Genomic DNA, 19,191 nt, shown 5'->3' on the forward strand with positions numbered 1-19,191 from the left:
GCGGGAGAGTACGCTGCCGTCCGGGATACCGGACGGAGGGACGCGGAGCATGTCGGACGCATCGAAGGTGCCCGCCGCAGACCAGGTCCTGCGGATCCTCACCCACCTCGCCGCGCAGCGCGGGCCGGTGCCCGCCGCGTCGATCGCGACCGCGCTCGGACTTCCGCGCTCGACCACGTACCACCTGCTCGCGGTGCTGCAGGAGCGTGGATTCGTGGTCCACCTGCCCGAGGAACGACGGTACGGGCTCGGCGTCGCCGCGTTCGAGCTCTCGAGCGGGTTCAGCCGCCAGCAGCCCCTCACGCGGCTCGGCCGCCCGCTCGTCGCGGCGCTCGTCGACCGGCTCGGCGAGTCGGGTCACCTCGCCGTGCTGCACGGGCGCGACGTGCTCTACCTCGTCGAGGAACGCGCCCCGCGGCGACCGTCGCTCGTCTCCGACGTCGGGGTCCGCCTGCCTGCGCACCTCACCGCGTCGGGCCGGGCGATGCTGCAGGTGCTCCCGCCCGCGCAGCTCCGCGCCCTCTACCCCGACCGCGCGGCCTTCGCCGACCTGCCCTCGACGACGGATGCCGCCCCCTGGACCTACTCGCGGCTGAAGTCCGTGCTCGCCGAGGCGCGGGCCGCGGGCGTCGCCGGCGAGCACGGCGAGGTCACGCGCGGACTGGCCTCCGTCGGCGCGCCAGTGCTCGACCACCTCGGCTGGCCGGCCGCGGCGATCGCGGTCACGTTCGCGGAGGGGGCGCCCGAAGAACTCGTGGACGCGGCGAGTGCGGCGGTCGTCGACGCCGCCGCGACGCTCTCGCGCCGGATCGGCGCGCGCTGAGCGGTCTCGCCCGCACGCTCAGGCCGGGCGTGACGGGGCCAGCCAGCCCCGGAGCATCCGCGTCACCCACGGCAGCACCCAGTACGTCATGACCGGCGTGAGCACGAGGGTGGTCACGAGCACCCGGAGCACGAGCGGCACGTCCTCCCACCACGGCGCGAGCGCGATGAGCAGCGAGAACGCGAGGTTCACCGGGAAGAAGCCGAGCCAGATGCTGACGGCCTGCTTCCAGCGCGGCGGAGCGGGCGGGAGCGACGCCTCCGTCGGCCCCGAGTCATCCGACACCGCCGGCACGGAGCCCGTCGCAGGATCGTCGAACCAGCCCTCGATGCCGGTGCGGCGCTTCGCCTTCTCGGCGCGAACGAACCCGCGCCCCATCTCGAGCCACCACGAGCGCTCGGGCGAGCGCTCCCACGCCTCGAGCGTCTCCTCGTTCGCGAAGCGGTAGAGCATGTGCCACACGTCGGAGTCCTCGCCCGCCCGCACCCAGCCAGACCCGAGGAAGCCGGGGTAGCGGTTGGCGAGGTTCACGCCGGTCTGCACCCAGACCGTCGCCTCCGCGATGCGGTCGGGATCGACCTCGCGGCGGATCGACACGGTGATCGGTTCGGTGGCCATGCGTCCATCACAGCGCATGCACGTGTCGGCCGCATCGCGCAGCGGCCGCGCAGGCCGGCGCGGCGACGTCAGCCGAGGTGCGCGTGCAGGAAGGCCGCGACGCGTTCGCGCAGGGCCTCGTCCAGGATGCCGATCGAGTGCGCCTCGCCCGGCACCACCGCGAGCTCCACCTCGACGGCCGATGCGCCGAGCGTGTCGGCGAGGCGCTGCGACTGCGCGAGCGGGATGATCTCGGATTCGGCATGCCCGATGAAGAACGGCGGATCGGTCGGGTCGACCTGCGCCGTGGCCGACGCCTCGATGGCCTGCGGGCACGCCTCGTCGGGCGTCCCCGGCTCGCAGCCGAGGAAGTCGCCGACGATGTCGCGCAGCCAGTCCGATGCGGCATCCGCCTCGAGCTCGGGCAGTCCCAGCCCGACCGGTCCGGACAGCTCGGCCACGGCGGCGACGCGCGAACCCACGTCGAGCGGGCCCTCGCCGAGCGTGCCGAGCAGGGCCGCGAGGTGGCCGCCCGCCGAGCCGCCGAACACGCCGATGCGTGCGGGGTCGAGGTCGAACCGCTCGAGCTGCTCGGGCTCGCGGAGCCAGGCGACGGCGGCCGCGACGTCGTCGAGCTGCGCCGGGTAGACGGCGTCGGGCACGAGCCGGTAGTTGACGGATGCCGCGACGAACCCCTCGCTCGCGAGCCACAGGCAGACGTTGCGCCAGTCGGCGTTCGCCTTGTCGCCGCGCGCCCAGCTGCCGCCGTGGACCGAGACGACGGCCGCACTCGTGCCGGGGAGCGCGGATGCCGCCGGGCGGCACACGTCGAGCGTCAGGATCGTGCCGTCGGCCGCGACCGCGTACTCGAGGTCGGCGTCGACGCGCAGGTCGGTCGGCGCCTCGAACGTGCGGATGCCGATGATCTCGCTGCCCGCGACCTCGCTCGATGCCTGCCGCGCGTTCGGGTCCAGCTCGCGGAGCGGCTGGTGGAACGCCGACGCCACGGCGGCGACCGCGAGCGCGGCGCTCACGGCGAGGGCGATCCGCACCGGCCGGCGACGCCGGCTGCCGCGGAGGCCGGAGAGTCGGGTCATGGGTGGGGGCTCCGGGTCCTGGGGTGAGGCGATGCTACCCCAGGATCGGCGCCGGTCCGACACCGGACCTGACGGTGTCCGGTCGACCGCAGGCCGTGCGGCGGCCGGGGTCGGTGCGCGCCGATACGCTCGACGGGTCGTGCGCGCCCACCGGCCCCTCCGACGTCGGCCGCACCCGATCCCGACCCGACCCCGAAGGGACCCGTGACCCGCCCCCGCCCACGCCCCGCGTCCATCGACCGCGCCGCGATCCGCGCCCGTCCGGTTCGCCGCGCCCTGGGCGCCGCCATCGGCGCCGCGCTCGCGCTGTCGCTCACCGCCTGCACCGCCGACGAGTTCGTCGACGTCCTCGACGCGATCGTCGTCGAGCTCGAGGGCGGTCCCTCGAGCCCGGCGACCGATGCCCCGGGCGGGTCCGACGGATCCGGGTCGACCGCCGTCGAGGGCGGGCTCGGTGCCGACGAGCTCGAGCAGGCCCGGGCCGAGCTCGCCTCGCTGCCGGTGAAGGGCCGCGCGGCGATGACCGGCTACGAACGCGACGCGTTCGGCCACGGCTGGATCGACGTCGACCGCAACGGATGCGACACGCGCAACGACGTGCTCGCCCGCGACCTCGACGACCCCGACCGGCCCGCCGGATGCCGCGTGCTCTCCGGAGTCCTCGACGACCCGTACACCGGCGCGCTGATCGAATTCGTGCGCGGTCTGGGCACGTCGCAGCTCGTGCAGATCGACCACGTCGTGCCGTTGGCGAACGCCTGGGTGACCGGCGCGCAGCAGTTCACCGACGAGGAACGCGTGGCGTTCGCCAACGACCCGCTCAACCTGCTCGCGGTCGACGGTTCGGCGAACCAGCAGAAGGGTGCGGGCGACGCCGCGACGTGGCTGCCCTCGAACCGTTCCTTCCGGTGCGAGTACGTCGCGCGCCAGGTCGCCGTCAAGGCGGCCCACGGCCTCTGGGTGACGCCGCCCGAGCGCGATGCGATCGAGCGCGTGCTCGACGGGTGCCGGCCGGCCGGATGAGTCGCGGCGCCCCGGTGGTCGGTCCCGGCCGCCCGGGGCGATCCGTCGGCAGCGGCGTCAGCCGACCGGTGCGCCCGTGGTCGGGTCGATGACGACCGCGGCGTTCTCGTACGGCGAGTCGAGGAGCACGAGGATCCGCACCGGGCGCGCGCCCGAGTCATCCGCCACGGTCGCGCGGTCGGCCAGCACGATCACCGAATCCGGGTCGAGGATGCCCGAGTGCTCGCGGGCGGCGGCGATGAACTCGGGCACGCGCGAGAAGTCGACCTCGTCGACGTCGAAGAGCTCGGCGGCCGCGTCGTCGGGCTGGATCGGGTCGGGGCCGCCGTGCTCGGTCCGGTCGTAGCGGTACTCGTAGCGGTCGATCGTGAGCGCCCCCGGGGTGCTCGGCGCCGACGCGAGGGCGTAGTCGACGTAGAAGCCGATCCGGATGAAGACGGTCCCGCCGGTCTCGCGGGCGAGCGCGTCGACGACCTCCTGGTGTCGATCGCCGAGCACGACGCCCGCCGACGCCGGATCGCCGGACGCGAGCGCGCGGGTGAGGCGCCCGATCGAGTCGAACGCGGGCACGAGCACCGCGACCGTCGTCACGATGACGACGGTCCAGAGCAGCGCGGTCCGGAACGTGCGTCGGGCCGACCGCGGCCCTCGCGCGGCTGCGGGATGCGTCGACGAGCGGGCGGGCCCGGTCACCCAGGGCGACACGGCCGAAGCGAGCGGCACCGTGCGCTCGGTGCCGCTCCGCAACTGCTCGGCGTCACGTCGGGCCGCGAGGTCGGCCGGCGGGTCGAGGTCGAGCACGACGTCGGCCGACGCCGCATCCGGGCGGCGCACGACGATGATCGAGCCCGGCTGCAGCTCGTCGAGCGCGGCCGGTGAGACGACCGCGCGAAGCATGGTCGAGTAGGCGGCGCGGTCGCCGGGAGCCACCGTCAGGGTCAGGTCGATCTCGCTGCGGTCGCCCCTCGGTGCGCCGGCGCGGTGCACGCGCTCGACGCGGGCGAGTGCGGCGGCGCCGGAGGGGGCGGGCGAGCCGGGTGCCGCGCCCGGCTGTCGCTCGGGATGGAACGCTCCCGCACTGCGGAGCCCCGCGAAGACCGCCGCGACGATCGCGACCGGCAGGGCGAACGACCAGAGGATGATGTAGCGCGGGTCGCCGGTCGCGATCGCGCCCAGCACGCCGCCCACCGTGACGCCCGCGGCGACGGCGGCGAGGAGCGCGAGCATGCCGGACCTCCGGGTACGTGGTCCGATCAGCATGCCCGGTCGGGGCGCGGTCGCGCACCCACCAGATCGGAGGGCAGGCGGCCGCGACGGCGCCGCGTGCCGTTCCTACTCGCCGACGGCGAGCGGGCAGTCGTCGAGCAGGTCGGCTCCGAAGCCGACGAGGGACTTCGCCATGCAGATGCTCGCGGGCACGCCGACGTAGCGGCCGAAGGGCTCGACCCGCCGATAGCCGTGCTTGGCGTAGAGCGCCTGCGCGGGCAGGTGCTGCGTTCCGGTCTGGAGCACGAGCTCCCGGATGCCCCGGGCGCACGCATCCGTCTCGACGTGGTCGAGCAGGAGACCCGCGATCCCGGTGCCGCGCCACGGCTCGTCGACGAACATGCGAGCGATCTCCGCGCGCCCGGCGCCGTGCGAGCCGTCGTCGATCAGGGCGATCATGCCCACGGGCGTGCCGTCATCGACGCGGGCGACGTAGACGCTCACGCCGGGGCGTGCGAGTTCCGCCGAATCGAGTTGCACGCACCCGCCACCGGCGGGGTACAGCGCGCGCGAGTACTCGGAGCCGGCTTGGAGCAGGCGCGGCACTCCGGCCGCGTGCGGCGGCTCCATGGAGATCGACGGCGGTGTGGTCACGACGAGAGCGTACGGCAGTCGCGTTACCGTCTCGTGACGTTCCTGCGGCGGAATGCGACGTGGGGCGGATTCACAGGAGGGTGTCCGGTATCGTGGGGAGGTCGGTTCTGGACACCGTGCACGTCGCACGGATGGGTTTGTGAGTCCTGAGGGCCGGTTCCACGCGCAGTCCGCGCGCGGATAGTCACCGTATGTGAACGGCCCCGGTCGACGATGCTCCCGGGTTCTCAAGCGTGCTGCGCGATCGCGCGGCCGGTTGCCATGTACACGCAACGAAACCCAGGAAGCCCCCATGCCCAAGAACAAGAAGCCCGCCGGCGGACGCCCCGCCAAGAACTTCGACCCGTCGTACGCGAAGAGCTCGCGCCGCAGCACCCCGCGCGCCGGCGGCTCGCAGAAGCCCGGGTCGCGCAGCCCGGGCCACCGGGGCTACCGCCCTGAGGAGGTCGAGGCCCCCAAGGCGCGCTGGTCGCGCGAGGAGCGCGTGGCTCAGGGGCGCACGCCGCACCGCGCCGATCGCCCCGGGCGTGACGAGCGCCCCGCCCGCGACGACCGTGCCGGTCGGTCGTACAGCCGGGACGAGCGTGCGCCGCGCCGGTACGACCGGGACGAGCGCCCGGCTCGTTCGTTCGATCGGGATGACCGTGGCTCGCGTCGGTTCGATCGGGATGAGCGCGCGCCGCGCTCGTTCGATCGGGATGACCGTGGCACGCGCCGGTTCGACCGGGACGAGCGCGCCCCGCGCCGGTTCGACCGGGACGAGGGCGCCCCGCGTCGGTTCGACCGCGACGAGCGCCCGGCTCGTTCGCTCGATCGTGACGCCCGTGGCACGCGCCGGTTCGATCGGGACGAGCGCCCGGCTCGTTCGTTCGATCGTGACGACCGCGGACCGCGCCGGTTCGATCGGGACGAGCGCGCCCCGCGCCGGTTCGACCGCGACGAGCGCCCCGCTCGTTCGTACGACCGTGACGACCGCGGCGCGCGCCGCGGCCGCGAGTTCGACCGCCCCGGCTTCCGCGACTCCGAGCGCCGTCCGTCGTCGTTCTACCCCTCGAACGACCGGGCCGAGCGTTTCGAGCCGGCCGACGACGTGGTGCTCGAGCGCCTCGAGGCCGACGCCATCGCGGCCGAGGCCGTCGACGGCATCCGCTTCGCCGACCTCGGGCTCGGCGGCAACATCGTGCGCGCGCTGGGCGACCTCGGGGCCGAGTCCCCGTTCCCCATCCAGGCGGCCACCATCCCCGTCGTGCTCGAGGGCCGCGACGTCCTCGGCCGAGGACGCACCGGCTCCGGCAAGACCATCGCGTTCGGCGCGCCGACCGTCGAGCGCCTCATGCAGGACTGGGCCGCGTCGGGCAAGTCGGGCGGCAAGCGCCAGATGGGTCGCAAGCCCCGCGCCCTGATCCTCGCCCCGACGCGCGAGCTCGCGTTGCAGATCGACCGCACCGTGCAGCCGATCGCGCAGAGCGTCGGCCTCTTCACGACGCAGATCTACGGCGGCGTCCCGCAGGGCCGCCAGGTCGGTGCGCTGCAGCGCGGCGTCGACATCGTGATCGGCACGCCGGGCCGCATCGAGGACCTCATCGAGCAGGGTCGCCTCGACCTCTCCGAGATCATGGTCACCGTGCTCGACGAGGCCGACCACATGTGCGACCTCGGCTTCCTCGACCCGGTGCAGCGCATCCTCCGCCGAACCCCCGAGGGCAGCCAGAAGCTGCTCTTCTCGGCGACGCTCGACACGGGCGTGGCCGCACTCGTCGACGAGTTCCTCGTCGACCCGGCCGTGCACGAGGTCGCCGGCGAGGACCAGTCCTCAGGCACGATCGAGCACCGCGTGTTCGTCATCGACAACCGCGACAAGCGCGACATCGTGGCGAGCCTCGCCGACCGCAACGGCAAGACGCTGATCTTCTCGCGCACCCGTGCGTTCGCGGAAGACCTCACCATGCACCTCGAGGACGCCGGCATCTTCGCCGTCGCGCTGCACGGCGACCTGAACCAGGCCAAGCGCACGCGCAACCTGCAGCAGCTCACGAGCGGCCGGGTCGACGTGCTCGTCGCGACGGATGTCGCCGCCCGTGGCATCCACGTCGACGACATCGACCTCGTCATCCAGGCCGACGCGCCCGACGAGTACAAGACCTACCTGCACCGCGCGGGCCGCACCGGGCGCGCGGGCCGCGAGGGTCGCGTCGTCACGCTGATCCCCCGGAACCGGCAGCGGCGCCTGTCGGAGCTCCTCGGCCGCGCCGAGATCGAGGTCGACTTCGAGGACGTCCGCCTCGGCGACGATCTCCTCAGCGACCTCGGCCCGATCCGCACGGCGGCCCCCGCCGCGTCGGCCGACGAGGACGCGCCCGGCGCGTAACGCCGCGTCGCGGCATCCGCCTGCCCCCACGACGACGGCCCCGACCACCCGGTCGGGGCCGTCGTCGTCGAGCGGCGAGACACCCTGAACAGGGGATGCGGCCCCCTCCCGGACTGCCTAGAATTCGGGGACGCGAATCCGTTTCGGGTCGCCGTTTCGGGTCGCATGGTCGAGGGGGCGATCATGGTCGTGGAGCACTGCGGAGTCCGGGTCGATGGACGACCGTTCTTCTGAGAGCGGTCGGCGTCTCGTGGTCGTCGGCGATCGTGGCGGCGAGTCGATCGTCGTCCTGCCGCGGGCTTCGCTCATCGGACGCGACGAGAGTGCCGACATCCGGGTGCCGTACGAGGGAGTGAGCCGGCGCCACGCCGTGCTGGATGCCACAGGCTCCGCCGTCGTGGTCGTCGACCAGCAGTCGCGGAACGGCACGTGGGTGAACGGCCGACGTCTCGTGGGGCCGACGGTGCTGCACGATGGCGACCGCATGGGCGTCGGTCCCGTGCAGTTCCGCTTCGAGGACGATGCGGAGCGGCACTCCACGGGCGAGTCCCGCCGGCCGGCGGCCCGGGGCGGAGACTCGTACGACTCGCAGCGCGACCAGTACATCGCTGCCGGGAACCAGACGTGGAACCAGACCGTGCATGTCAACGCGGAGTACGACCAGCCCGACGCGATCTTCGAGGGGCGGGGTCCGGGCCGGGTGATCGCGATCATCGGCCTGATCTTCGTCGTCGGGGGGTTCGGATGGTTCGCGTGGACGCTCTTCTCGACCGCGGCCGCGAGTGGGTCCGGCATTCCGGAATTCCCGACCCAGATCGGGTACGCCTTCGGCATGTTCTTCGTCGGGGTCGTCCTCTCCGGGCTCGGAGCCGGGATGTCGCGAGCCCGCCGTCGCAGGGAACAAGGGAGAGGATGACGACCATGGGTGCGTTCGAGGGAGCGAGCTTCCACGCCGGCCGGGACCAGTACATCGCCGCCGGGGACCAGCACATGACGGTGCAGTCGATCACGGTCGACTCGACGCTGGACGAGATGCGGCCCACGATCGACTCGCTGCGGCGGGACGCCGAGCAGCTCCTGCCGCGTCAGGCGTCCGAGCGGGTCGCCGCCGAGCTCGACGGCCTGGCGAAGGACATGGACGGGCCGAAGCCGGATCGCGCCAAGGCCGCGTCTCGTCTCGATACCGTCGTCGAGACCGTGAAGAAGAGCGGCGAGGTGGTCGAGGCCGGCACGTCGATCTTCGAGAACATCGTGAAGATCGCGACCTGGATCGGTCCGATCGCCGCGGGCGCGCTCGGTCTCCTCAACTGATGCCCCGACCCCTCGACTGGCGATACGGGCGGCCCTCCGGCATACTTACTGACTGAACGGTCGGTTGTGAATGCAGCCGGAACGGATGACGCGGACGCCGCTCGGCGGCGTGCGACGGTCCCGACAGCGCGGTCAGGAGTAGAGCATGGCGGAGGCGTATCTCGTCGGCGGGGCGCGGACCCCGGTGGGTCGGTACGGAGGCGCGCTCGCGAGCGTGCGGCCCGACGACCTCGCGAGCCTCGTCGTCGGCGAGGCGATCCGCCGAGCCGGCCTCGAGCTCGACGCGATCGAGGAGGGCGCGATCGACGAGGTGATCCTCGGCGCTGCGAACCAGGCCGGCGAGGACAACCGCAACGTCGCGCGCATGTCGGTGCTGCTCGCGGGTCTTCCGGATTCCGTGCCGGGCATCACGGTGAACCGCCTCTGCGCATCGGGCATGTCGGCCATCACCATGGCCGCGCAGGCGATCCGCGCGGGCGACGCCGACCTCATCGTCGCCGGCGGCGTCGAGTCGATGACCCGCGCCCCGTGGGTTCAGGCCAAGCCCGAGAAGCCGTGGGCGAAGCCCGGCGAGGCGTACGACACGTCGATCGGGTGGCGGTTCCCGAACGCGAAGCTCCTCGCACGCGACAAGGCCACGTTCTCGATGCCCGAGACCGCTGAGGAGGTCGCGCGCATCGACGGCATCACCCGCGAGGACGCCGACGCGTTCGCGCTCCGCAGCCAGCAGCGCGCCGCCGCCGCGATCGACGCGGGCCGTTTCGAGGCCGAGATCGTCGGCGTGCCGACCGCGCGCGGCGAGGTGCTCGTCGACGAGGGGCCGCGCCGCGACACGACGCTCGAGGTGCTCGCCGGTCTCCGCCCCGTCGTGAGGGGCGGCAGCGTGGTCACCGCCGGCAACTCGAGCTCGCTGAACGACGGCGCGTCGGCGATCGTCGTCGCGAGCGCATCGGCCGTCGAGCGCTACGGACTCACGCCGCGCGCCCGCGTCGTCGTCGGAACCTCCGCCGGACTCGCGCCCGAGATCATGGGCCTCGGACCGGTGCCGGCGACCGAGAAGGCGCTCGAGCGCTCCGGCGTCTCGCTCGACGACATCGGCTCGATCGAGCTCAACGAGGCGTTCGCGACGCAGTCGCTCGCCTCGATCCGCCGACTCGGTCTCGACCCCGAGCGGGTCAACGCCGACGGCGGCGCCATCGCCCTGGGGCATCCGCTCGGCTCGTCGGGCGCGCGCCTCGTCGTGACGCTGCTCGGTCGCATGGAGCGCGAGGGCTCGCGCTACGGCCTCGCGACGATGTGCGTCGGCGTCGGGCAGGGCAGCGCGCTGATCGTCGAGGGCGTGCGATGAACGCGCCGGATGTCGCGGTGTCCCCGGACGCGCCGCAGCCGCTCCTCGTCGAGCGCCGCAACGACCGCGTCATCGCGACCCTCAACCGGCCCGACAAGCGCAACGCGATCGACCAGGCCACGATCGACGCGATCCACGCGCTCTGCGCGGAGCTCGAGGCCGAGCCGCGAATCCTGATCCTCACCGGGACCGACGGCGTGTTCGCCTCGGGCGCCGACATCGCCCAGATGCGCGAGCGCACCGCGGCCGACGCGCGCGCGGGCATCAACGCGAACGCGTTCGTCCGCATCAACGAGCTGCCGATGCCCGTCATCGCCGCGGTCGACGGGTGGGCGCTCGGGGGCGGCGCCGAACTCGCGTTCGCCGCCGACATCCGCATCGCGACGCCCGACGCGAAGTTCGGCAACCCCGAGACCGGCCTCGGCATCATCCCGGCCGCGGGTGCGACCTGGCGGCTGAAGGAGATCGTCGGCGAGGCCCGCGCCGCGGAGCTGCTCCTGACCGGCCGCATCGTCGACGCCGCCGAGGCGCTCTCGATCGGGCTGGTCACCGCGGTCCACCCCGCAGCCGACCTGGTCGCGGAGGCCCACGCGATCGCCGACCGCATCGCGAGGAACGACCCGGCCGCGACCATGGCGACCAAGCGCGTCATGCGAGCGCCGCGCGCCGAGCACCCCCACGTCGACCTCGAGGAGCAGGCCGTGCTCTTCGAGAGCCCCGAGAAGCACCGCCGCATGACCGCGTTCCTCGAGCGTCGGTCGGCGAAGAGGAGCGCGAAGTGAACGACACCACCACGACGGCACCCGAGCGGGTCGGCGTCCTCGGCGGCGGCCGCATGGGCGCGGGCATCGCCCACGCGTTCCTGCTCGCGGGCTCCCGCGTCACCGTGGTCGAACGCGACACCGACGCCGCCGACGCGGCCCGCACGCGCGTGCTCGACTCGGTCGAGGCATCCGTCACCCGCGGCACGACCGACGAGACCGCCGACGCGCTGGGCGCGCGGCTCGACGTCGCGACCGACGTCGCCGACTTCGACGGATCCGACCTCGTCGTCGAGGCCGTCCCCGAGGACCTCGGCCTGAAGGTCGACGCGCTCACGCGGGTCGAGGCCGTGCTGGGGGCGGATGCCGCGCTGGCGTCGAACACGTCGTCGATCTCCATCGACGAGCTCGCCGGGCGGCTCGACCGACCCGAGCGATTCCTCGGCCTGCACTTCTTCAACCCGGTTCCCGCGTCGGCGCTGGTCGAGATCGTGCGCGGCACCGGCACCGACGGGGCGCTCGTCGAGGAGGCGCGCGGGTGGGTCGAGGCCATCGGCAAGGCGCCGATCGTCGTGCACGACGCACCGGGCTTCGCCTCGAGCCGGCTCGGCGTCGCACTCGGACTCGAGGCGATCCGCATGCTCGAGGAGGGCGTGGCCTCCGCCGAGGACATCGACACCGCCATGGTGCTCGGCTACAAGCACCCCGTCGGCCCGCTCCGGCTCACCGACCTCGTCGGACTCGACGTGCGACTCGGCATCGCCGAGTACCTCGCGGGCGAGCTCGGCGACCGATTCGAACCGCCCGCCCTCCTGCGACGCATGGTCGCCGAGGGCAAGCTCGGTCGCAAGACCGGCGAGGGCTTCCACCTGTGGGACGCGCAGTGACGCGCGTCGCCGACACGACCGACACGACCGAGGAGACCCAGATGACCGGCATCCTGCCCAGCTACGTCCGCGACGCATGGTGGACGCCCGACGCCTCGGCCGAGGCATCCGCCGCCGAGGTGCGCGACGCGTCGACCGGCGAGGTCGTCGCGCGCGTCTCGACCGAGGGCCTCGACCTCGGCGCGGTGCTCGAGCACGCCCGTACCGTCGGGCAGCGCTCGCTCGGCGAGCTCACGTTCCACCAGCGCGCCGTGCTGCTGAAGCAGATGGCCCTCGTGCTCACCGAGCGCAAGGCCGAGCTCTACGAGCTCTCGGCGCGCACCGGCGCGACCAAGCGCGACTCGTGGGTCGACATCGACGGCGGCATCGGCGTGCTCTTCACCTACTCGTCGAAGGGCCGCCGCGAACTGCCGAACGCGAAGGTCGTCGTCGACGGCCCCGTCGAGCCGCTCTCGAAGGACGGCTCGTTCATCGGCCGCCACGTCTACACGCGCCTGCCCGGCGTCGCCGTGCAGATCAACGCCTTCAACTTCCCCGTGTGGGGCTCGCTCGAGAAGTTCGCGCCCGCGTTCCTCGCCGGCGTGCCGACGGTCGTGAAGCCCGCGACGCCGACCGGCTACCTCGCCGAGGCGTTCGTGCGGATCCTCGTCGAGTCGGGCCTCCTGCCGGCGGGCTCCCTCCAGCTCGTGTCGGGCGGCGTGCCCGACCTGTTCGACCACCTGCGCGTGGGCGACCTCGTCGCCTTCACCGGGTCGGCGTCGACCGCCGAGCGGCTCAGGGCCCACGACTCGGTCCAGACCGGCGGCGTCCGGTTCACGAGCGAGACCGACTCGATCAACGCCTCGGTGCTCGGCACCGACGCCGTGCCCGGCACGCCCGAGTTCGACGCGTACGTCGCCCAGCTCGTCGTCGAGATGACCTCGAAGGCGGGCCAGAAGTGCACGGCCATCCGCCGCGCGATCGTGCCCGCGGCATCCGTCGACGCGGTCGTCGACGCCGTGCGCGCGCGCCTCGCCGAGAAGGTCGTCGTCGGCGACCCCCGGAACGAGGGCGTCACGATGGGCCCGCTCGCGTCGCTCGCACAGCGCGACGAGGTCCTCCGCCAGGTGCGCCGACTGCAGGAGGCCGGCGGCGAGCTCGTGATCGGCTCGACCGAGGCGCCCGAGGGCGTCGACGCCGACGGCGCGTTCGTCTCGCCCATGCTGCTCTCCTTCACGGATGCCACGTCCGACGCGGTGCACGAGGTCGAGGCGTTCGGCCCCGTGGCATCCGTCATCGCCTACGACACCATCGACCAGGCGGTCGACCTCGTCGCCCGCGGAGGCGGCTCGCTCGTCACGAGCGTCGCCACCCACGACCCGGACGTCGCGGTCGCACTCGCGTCCGGGATCGCCGCGATGAACGGCCGCCTCCTCTTCCTCGACCGCGACGACGCGCGCACGTCGACCGGCCACGGCTCGCCCGTGCCGCACCTCGTGCACGGCGGCCCCGGCCGCGCCGGCGGCGGCGAGGAGCTCGGCGGCATCCGCGCCGTGTTCCACCACATGCAGCGCACGGCAGTGCAGGGCTCGCCCGCGATGCTCACCGCGCTCACGGGCGTCTGGCACTCGGGCGCGGCGGCGCGGCCGTACGCCGAGTCGGGCGACGTGCACCCGTTCCGCAAGTCGCTCGCGGAGCTGCGGATCGGCGACCAGGTCGTGTCGCCGTCGCGCACCGTGACGCTCGAGGACATCGAGACGTTCGCGAACTTCACGGGCGACACGTTCTACGCGCACATGGACGAGGCGGCCGCGGCCGCGAACCCGTTCTTCCCGGGGCGCGTCGCGCACGGCTACCTGCTGGTGTCGTGGGCCGCCGGGCTCTTCGTGGATGCCGCGCCGGGGCCGGTGCTCGCGAACTCGGGCCTCGAGAACCTGCGCTTCATCACGCCGGTGTCGCCCGGGGACGAGATCCGCGTCGAGCTCACGGCGAAGCAGATCACGCCGCGCGAGACCGACGAGTACGGCGAGGTGCGGTGGGACGCGGTGCTGAAGAACCAGCGCGACGAGCTCGTCGCGACGTACGACGTGCTGACGCTCGTCGCGAAGGAGCAGGCGGGCGACGCCGCGGGCGGCGCCCCGGCCGTCGTCGACGCCGGCGCACAGCCGCAGCCGGCCTGATCGCCGCGGCCGGCCTCGGCGAGAGGCCGGCCCGGCGCCGGTCCGCCCTGCCGGCGGGTCAGCGCGCGTCGGTGCGGTGGTCGAGGTCGAACCACATGAGCCCGAGCATGAAGCCCGGGGCATCCTCGATCTCGCGTTCGAGGTTCGCACCCATCGCCGAGTAGAAGCCCGTCGCCGCGGGGTCGGAGAGGATGCGCATGCGGTCCGCACGGCCATGGGCCACGCTGGTCGCGCGTTCGAACAGCCGTCGTCCGTCGCCGGTCCCGATGCGGTCGACGGCGAGGAACATGTGGACGAGGTCCACGAATTCCGGCTCGTCGACGAGGCTGTAGAACCCCACGACGCGGCCGTCGTCGACGAGGGCCTCGACGGTGTTCGCCTCGATGAAGGCGGCCGTCGGCATGTCGTGCTCCTTGAGGCTCGCCACCGCGTCGGGGAAGTTCACGTCGTGGCCCCAGTGGGCGACGCCGCCGAGGACGAGGCGGCCGAGTTCGTCCGCCTCATGGGGTCTCGCCGCCCGGAAGTCCATGCACCGACGCTATCGCGGACGTCGATCGCCGGTGGCCGGGCGGGACCGCAGCCCGGCCCCGTAGCCCGGCGGCCCGCAGCCAGGCGGCCCCGCAGCCCGGCCGCCCCGCAGCCCGGCGGCGCTCAGCCGCGCAGGGCGAGCGTGAACGGGAGTACCTCGGCGGCGCCCGCTCGGCGGAGCTCGCGCGCGGCGATCGTGAGGGTCCAGCGGCTGTCGGCGAGGTCGTCGACGAGCAGCACGCCGCCCGCCGGGACGTCGAGGCCGTCGGCGGTGAAGCGGTTCCAGACGCCGGAGAGCCGGAACGCGCTGTTGCCGCCCGGGCCACCCGTCGGGCCGCCGTCGACCGGGGCGAGCACGCCGAGGTACGGCAGCCGACCGACCTCGGAGAGCCCGCGTGCGAGCGACTCGACGAGCTGCGGGCGCGAGCGCGAGGGCACGGATGCCACGGCCACCGGCCGCTCGGACCAGCCCCACTCGGCGAGCACGCGCACGCACGCGTCGAGCACGCGCGCCGGCACGGGGGCGTCGGGCGCATTCGGCGCGAAGAGCTCTCGGAGCGTCGAGCCCCAACCGAGGTCGGTGAGCCGCGCGAGCGCGCGACCCTCGGCGGCCTGCTCGCCCGGCGCGATGCGCCCCTTCACGGGCACGCCCAACCGGTCGGCCCCCGTGGGCCAGGCGCGGCGCGGCTCGATCGGCGTGCCGACCCGGTCGAGCGCGGTCGCGGCGGCGGCCGAGGCATCCGCATCGACCTCGCCCGGATACCAGGCACCCGCGCATCGGTCGCATCGCCCGCACGGCGCCGCCGTGTCGTCGTCGAGCGATCGCTGGAGGAAGGCCATGCGGCATCCGTCGGTCTGCTCGTACTCGAGCATGTGGCGCTGCTCGGCCTCGCGTTCCTCCGCGATGCGGCGGTAGCGCTCGGCGTCGTAGCTCCACGGCGCGCCGGTCGCGACCCAGCCGCCCTGCACGCGGCGCACCGCGCCGTCGACGTCGAGCACCTTCAGCAGGAGCTCGAGCGGGGTGCGGCGGATGTCGACGCGCGCCTCGAGCGCGGGTGTCGAGAGCGGCACGTCGGAGAGCTCGTCGATGACGCGTCGCGCGCGCTCCTCGTCGGGCATCGACGCGGTCGCGAAGTAGTGCCAGATCGCCGGGTCCTCGCGCCCGGGCAGCAGCAGCACGTCGGCGTTCTCGCTGGCGCGCCCCGCGCGGCCGACCTGCTGGTAGTACGCGACGGGCGACGACGGCGCGCCGAGGTGCACGACGAAGCCGAGGTCGGGCTTGTCGAAGCCCATGCCGAGCGCGCTCGTCGCGATGAGCGCCTTGACCTCGTTGCGCTTCAGCATGCCCTCGGACTCCTCGCGCTCGTCGGGGTCGGTCTGCCCGGTGTAGGCGCGCACGTCGTGGCCGCGCTCGCGCAGCACGCGCGCGGTGTCGACCGCTGCCGAGACGGTGAGCGCGTAGACGATGCCCGAGCCGGGCAGGTCGTCGAGGTGGTCGATGAGCCACGCGAGCCGGCCGGTCGAGTCGGGCAGCCGGAGCACGCCGAGCCGGAGCGAGGACCGGGCGAGCGGCCCGCGGATCGTGAGCACGTCGGTGCCGAGCTGCTCCGCGACATCCGCCACGACCCGGCTGTTCGCGGTCGCCGTCGTCGCGAGCACGGGCACGTCGGCCGGGATCTCGGCGATGAGATCGCGCAGGCGGCGGTAGTCGGGCCGGAAGTCGTGGCCCCAGTCGCTGATGCAGTGCGCCTCGTCGACGACGAGCATGCCGAGCCGGCGCACGAGCGAGGGCAGCCGCTGCTCGCGGAACGACGGGTTGTTCAGCCGCTCGGGCGAGATGAGCAGCACGTCGACCTCGTCGGCGTCGAGGCGTGCCAGCACCTCCTGCCACTCGTGCGCGTTGGCCGAGTTGATCGAGACCGCCCGCACGCCCGCTCGTTCGGCGGCCGCGACCTGGTCGCGCATGAGCGCGAGCAGGGGCGACACGAGGATGGTCGGCCCCCCGCCGCGGCGGCGGAGCAGCAGCGTCGCGACGAAGTACACGGCGGACTTGCCCCAGCCCGTCCGCTGCACGACGAGCGCCCGCCGGCGGCCGGCGACGAGGGCCTCGATCGCCTCGAACTGGCCGTCGTGGAATTCGGCGTCGTCGCGGCCGACGAGCTCGCGGAGCGCAGCGAGCGCCTCGGTGCGGAGGTCGGGAGAGCTGGCCGGGTCGGGGGAGGGCATGCGTCCACCCTTCCGCATGCGGCTGACAGCCGGGCAGGCGCTGCTTGCGGTCACACATGTTAGTGACTAACATTCAGGGGTGACCACCACGCCGACGCTGCGGCGCATCCGAACGCGGCAGCGCCTCATCGACCACGGGCTCGACCTCATCGAGCGGCAGGGATACGACCAGACCTCGGCCGCGGAGATCGCGCGGGCCGCGGGCGTCACCGAGATGACGTTCTTCCGGCACTTCGCCACGAAGGAGCAACTCGTGCTCGAGGATCCGTACGACCCGTTCCTCGCCGAGGGCATCGGCGACCAGCCGCGCGACCTGCCGCCGCTGCGACGCGCCGCGCGCGGCATCCGCTCGGCTTGGCGGACCCTGCCCGAACCCGAGCAGCCGGAGATCCGGCGGCGAGTGCGCATCGCGGCGCGCACGCCCGCGCTGCGGGGCGCCATGTGGCGGAGCACCGGGAACACCGAGCAGGCGATCGTCGCGCGGCTCGTCGCCGACGGGGCGCCCGCGTTCGAGGCGCGCGCCGCGGCATCGGCCGTGCTCGCGGCGCTCGTCACCGGCCTCTACGCGTGGGCGGACGGCGAGGTCGACACCCTCGGCGCGGCCATCGAGCGCGCCCTCGACGTCGTGGCGGGCGAGTCATGAGCACCGCAGCCCGCTTCGAGGCGCGCGGCGTCGCGCGTGCGTTCCGAGGTGGCGCGGGCGTGCACGGCATCGACCTCGACGTCGCCGCGGGCGAGATCCACGCCCTCGTCGGCCTGAACGGCGCCGGCAAGACCACGCTCATGCGACTGCTCCTCGGCATGCTGCGACCCGACGCCGGCGCGGTGCGCGTGCGCGGCGTCGAGGTCTCGCGAGCGGATGCCGCGACCTGGGTGCGCGTCGGCCACCTCGTCGAGCACCCGCTCGCCTACGCCGAGCTCACCGGACGGGCGAACCTCGAGATCGCCGCGCGGCTGCACGGCGTCGCCCGAGCACAGGTCGCGGCGGAGGTCGACCGCGCGATCGAGGAGTTCGACCTCGGGCGCTACGCCGGCGTGCGCGCGAGCCGCCTCTCACTCGGCAACCGCCAGCGCGTCGGCATCGCGGGGGCCCTGCTGCACGAGCCCGAGGCGATCGTGCTCGACGAGCCGACGAACGGCCTCGACCCTGCCGGGGTGATCGTGCTCCGCGAGTCGCTGCTCCGCCGCGCCGCCGCCGGCGCCGGCATCCTCGTCTCGAGCCACCACCTCGACGAGGTCGCGCGGGTCGCCGACCGGATCACGGTCGTCAACGACGGGCGCATCATCGGCGCGCTCGACCCGGGCGGGTTCGATCTCGAGCGCGCGTTCTTCGCGCTCGTCCACCACGACGACGAGACCCGGAGGGCCGCCGCATGAGCGGCGCGGGACTCCGCGTCGTCGTCGTCGTCGAGGCGCGCAAGGCGATCGCTTCGCGCGTCATGGGGTCGATCACGGTGCTCCTCGTGGTCGGCGTGGGCGTGCTCGCGCTCGGGATGCTGCTGGCTGCGGCATCCGGGGACGACCAGGTGCTCGCCAAGCTCGGCCCGCTCGCGGGCGTGCCGGGCTGGGCCGGGCTCGTGGGGATCGTGCTGCAGATCACGGCCGCGGCCGGGGTGCTCGCGTTCGGCGTCGCGCTCAGCTGGATGTTCGGTCGTGAGTTCGCCGACGGCACCGTCGCGGCGCTGTTCGGCCTGCCGGTGTCCCGCCCCGCGATCGCGCTCGGGAAGCTCGCGGTCTACCTCGCCTGGTCGGTCGCGGTCGCTGCGGCGCTCACCGGTGCGGTCGCGATCGTCGGCCTCGCGATGGGCTACGGCGCGACGGATGCCGCCGGCGCCGGCGTGCTCGCCCGGATCCCGGTGCTCGTCGTGCTCTCCGCGCTCATCGCCGTGCCGGCCGCGTGGGTCGCGACGATCGGGCGCGGGCTCCTGCCCGGCATCGCGGCGACCGTCGGCATCATCGTCATCGCACAGGTCTCCGCGATCGCGGACGTCGGCGCGTGGGTGCCGTTCGTCGCGCCCGCGCTCTGGGCGATCGCGCCCGAGTCGGTGCCGGCCGCGGCGCTCACCCTCGTGCCGACGGTGCCGCTCGCGTTCGGCGCGCTCTGCGCGTTCGCGTGGTCGCGGTTGCAGCTCGACCGCTGAACCGTGCAGTGCCGCGCGCCGGCGCGTCCGCCGCGGCGACATCCGCTCGAACTTGACCGCGC

General features: G+C 73.8%; 18 protein-coding genes. 12 read left to right on the forward strand and 6 right to left on the reverse strand.

What is annotated here, in order from left to right; genetic code table 11:
* Positions 1–49: 49 nt before the first annotated feature.
* Positions 50–823, forward strand: coding sequence for an IclR family transcriptional regulator (locus ABME02_RS07860; RefSeq protein ID WP_353814723.1), 774 nt, complete (start codon positions 50–52; stop codon positions 821–823).
* Between the two features lie 18 nt (positions 824–841).
* Here the strand turns inward: ABME02_RS07860 and ABME02_RS07865 are convergent, their stop codons facing one another.
* Positions 842–1,441, reverse strand: coding sequence for an antibiotic biosynthesis monooxygenase (locus ABME02_RS07865; RefSeq protein ID WP_353814724.1), 600 nt, complete (start codon positions 1,439–1,441; stop codon positions 842–844).
* A 68-nt stretch (positions 1,442–1,509) separates the two neighbouring features.
* Positions 1,510–2,517 (reverse strand): alpha/beta hydrolase fold domain-containing protein, encoded by a 1,008-nt coding sequence (locus ABME02_RS07870; protein WP_353814725.1) that lies wholly within the window; start codon positions 2,515–2,517, stop codon positions 1,510–1,512.
* A gap of 204 nt (positions 2,518–2,721) precedes the next feature.
* On the opposite strand from ABME02_RS07870, the gene ABME02_RS07875 reads away from it, so the two are divergent.
* Positions 2,722–3,540: an HNH endonuclease family protein gene (locus tag ABME02_RS07875; RefSeq protein WP_353814726.1), complete on the forward strand. Its 819-nt coding sequence runs from the start codon at positions 2,722–2,724 to the stop codon at positions 3,538–3,540.
* A 57-nt stretch (positions 3,541–3,597) separates the two neighbouring features.
* Here ABME02_RS07875 and ABME02_RS07880 read toward each other — a convergent pair whose 3' ends face one another.
* Both ABME02_RS07880 and ABME02_RS07885 read right to left on the reverse strand, forming a co-directional pair.
* Entirely contained in the window at positions 3,598–4,767 is a 1,170-nt protein-coding gene (locus tag ABME02_RS07880; RefSeq protein WP_353814727.1) for a hypothetical protein, read from the reverse strand.
* A gap of 105 nt (positions 4,768–4,872) precedes the next feature.
* The gene (locus ABME02_RS07885; RefSeq protein WP_353814728.1) at positions 4,873–5,400 is read right to left on the reverse strand and encodes a GNAT family N-acetyltransferase; all 528 of its coding nucleotides are present in this window, start codon (positions 5,398–5,400) and stop codon (positions 4,873–4,875) included.
* A 292-nt stretch (positions 5,401–5,692) separates the two neighbouring features.
* Here ABME02_RS07885 and ABME02_RS07890 point away from each other — a divergent pair, with 292 nt between their 5' ends.
* The 7 genes from ABME02_RS07890 (at position 5,693) to paaZ (ending at position 14,234) form a co-directional block, all read left to right on the forward strand.
* Positions 5,693–7,768: a DEAD/DEAH box helicase gene (locus tag ABME02_RS07890; RefSeq protein WP_353814729.1), complete on the forward strand. Its 2,076-nt coding sequence runs from the start codon at positions 5,693–5,695 to the stop codon at positions 7,766–7,768.
* A gap of 214 nt (positions 7,769–7,982) precedes the next feature.
* Positions 7,983–8,684: an FHA domain-containing protein gene (locus ABME02_RS07895; protein WP_353814730.1), complete on the forward strand. Its 702-nt coding sequence runs from the start codon at positions 7,983–7,985 to the stop codon at positions 8,682–8,684.
* A gap of 5 nt (positions 8,685–8,689) precedes the next feature.
* Entirely contained in the window at positions 8,690–9,079 is a 390-nt protein-coding gene (locus ABME02_RS07900; RefSeq protein ID WP_353814732.1) for a hypothetical protein, read from the forward strand.
* Between the two features lie 145 nt (positions 9,080–9,224).
* Positions 9,225–10,427, forward strand: coding sequence for a thiolase family protein (locus tag ABME02_RS07905; RefSeq protein WP_353814733.1), 1,203 nt, complete (start codon positions 9,225–9,227; stop codon positions 10,425–10,427).
* Entirely contained in the window at positions 10,424–11,209 is a 786-nt protein-coding gene (locus ABME02_RS07910; protein ID WP_353814734.1) for an enoyl-CoA hydratase/isomerase family protein, read from the forward strand. Before ABME02_RS07905 ends, ABME02_RS07910 begins: the two co-directional genes overlap by 4 nt.
* A 53-nt stretch (positions 11,210–11,262) precedes the next feature.
* Positions 11,263–12,075 (forward strand): 3-hydroxyacyl-CoA dehydrogenase family protein, encoded by an 813-nt coding sequence (locus tag ABME02_RS07915; protein ID WP_436408250.1) that lies wholly within the window; start codon positions 11,263–11,265, stop codon positions 12,073–12,075.
* A gap of 41 nt (positions 12,076–12,116) precedes the next feature.
* The gene (gene paaZ, locus ABME02_RS07920) at positions 12,117–14,234 is read left to right on the forward strand and encodes a phenylacetic acid degradation bifunctional protein PaaZ (protein ID WP_353814973.1); all 2,118 of its coding nucleotides are present in this window, start codon (positions 12,117–12,119) and stop codon (positions 14,232–14,234) included.
* Positions 14,235–14,292: 58 nt separating this feature from the next.
* On the opposite strand, the gene ABME02_RS07925 is transcribed toward paaZ, so the two are convergent.
* Positions 14,293–14,763 carry a GNAT family N-acetyltransferase gene (locus tag ABME02_RS07925; protein WP_353814736.1) on the reverse strand — a complete coding sequence of 157 codons (471 nt, stop codon included), beginning with the start codon at positions 14,761–14,763 and terminating at the stop codon, positions 14,293–14,295.
* A gap of 122 nt (positions 14,764–14,885) precedes the next feature.
* Complete coding sequence (locus tag ABME02_RS07930) at positions 14,886–16,988, reverse strand: RecQ family ATP-dependent DNA helicase (protein WP_353814737.1); 2,103 nt, start codon at positions 16,986–16,988, stop codon at positions 14,886–14,888.
* A 79-nt stretch (positions 16,989–17,067) separates the two neighbouring features.
* On the opposite strand from ABME02_RS07930, the gene ABME02_RS07935 reads away from it, so the two are divergent.
* From ABME02_RS07935 to ABME02_RS07945, 3 genes are read left to right on the forward strand one after another with little or no spacing between them, the layout of a single operon-like run.
* The gene (locus ABME02_RS07935) at positions 17,068–17,631 is read left to right on the forward strand and encodes a TetR/AcrR family transcriptional regulator (protein ID WP_353814739.1); all 564 of its coding nucleotides are present in this window, start codon (positions 17,068–17,070) and stop codon (positions 17,629–17,631) included.
* The gene (locus ABME02_RS07940) at positions 17,628–18,365 is read left to right on the forward strand and encodes an ABC transporter ATP-binding protein (protein WP_353814740.1); all 738 of its coding nucleotides are present in this window, start codon (positions 17,628–17,630) and stop codon (positions 18,363–18,365) included. The genes ABME02_RS07935 and ABME02_RS07940 overlap by 4 nt, the downstream gene beginning before the upstream one ends.
* The gene (locus ABME02_RS07945; protein WP_353814741.1) at positions 18,362–19,129 is read left to right on the forward strand and encodes an ABC transporter permease; all 768 of its coding nucleotides are present in this window, start codon (positions 18,362–18,364) and stop codon (positions 19,127–19,129) included. The genes ABME02_RS07940 and ABME02_RS07945 overlap by 4 nt, the downstream gene beginning before the upstream one ends.
* Positions 19,130–19,191 lie beyond the last annotated feature (62 nt).

Origin of the sequence: Agromyces zhanjiangensis (genome assembly GCF_040496055.1) — a bacterium.
GTDB lineage: Bacteria > Actinomycetota > Actinomycetes > Actinomycetales > Microbacteriaceae > Agromyces > Agromyces zhanjiangensis.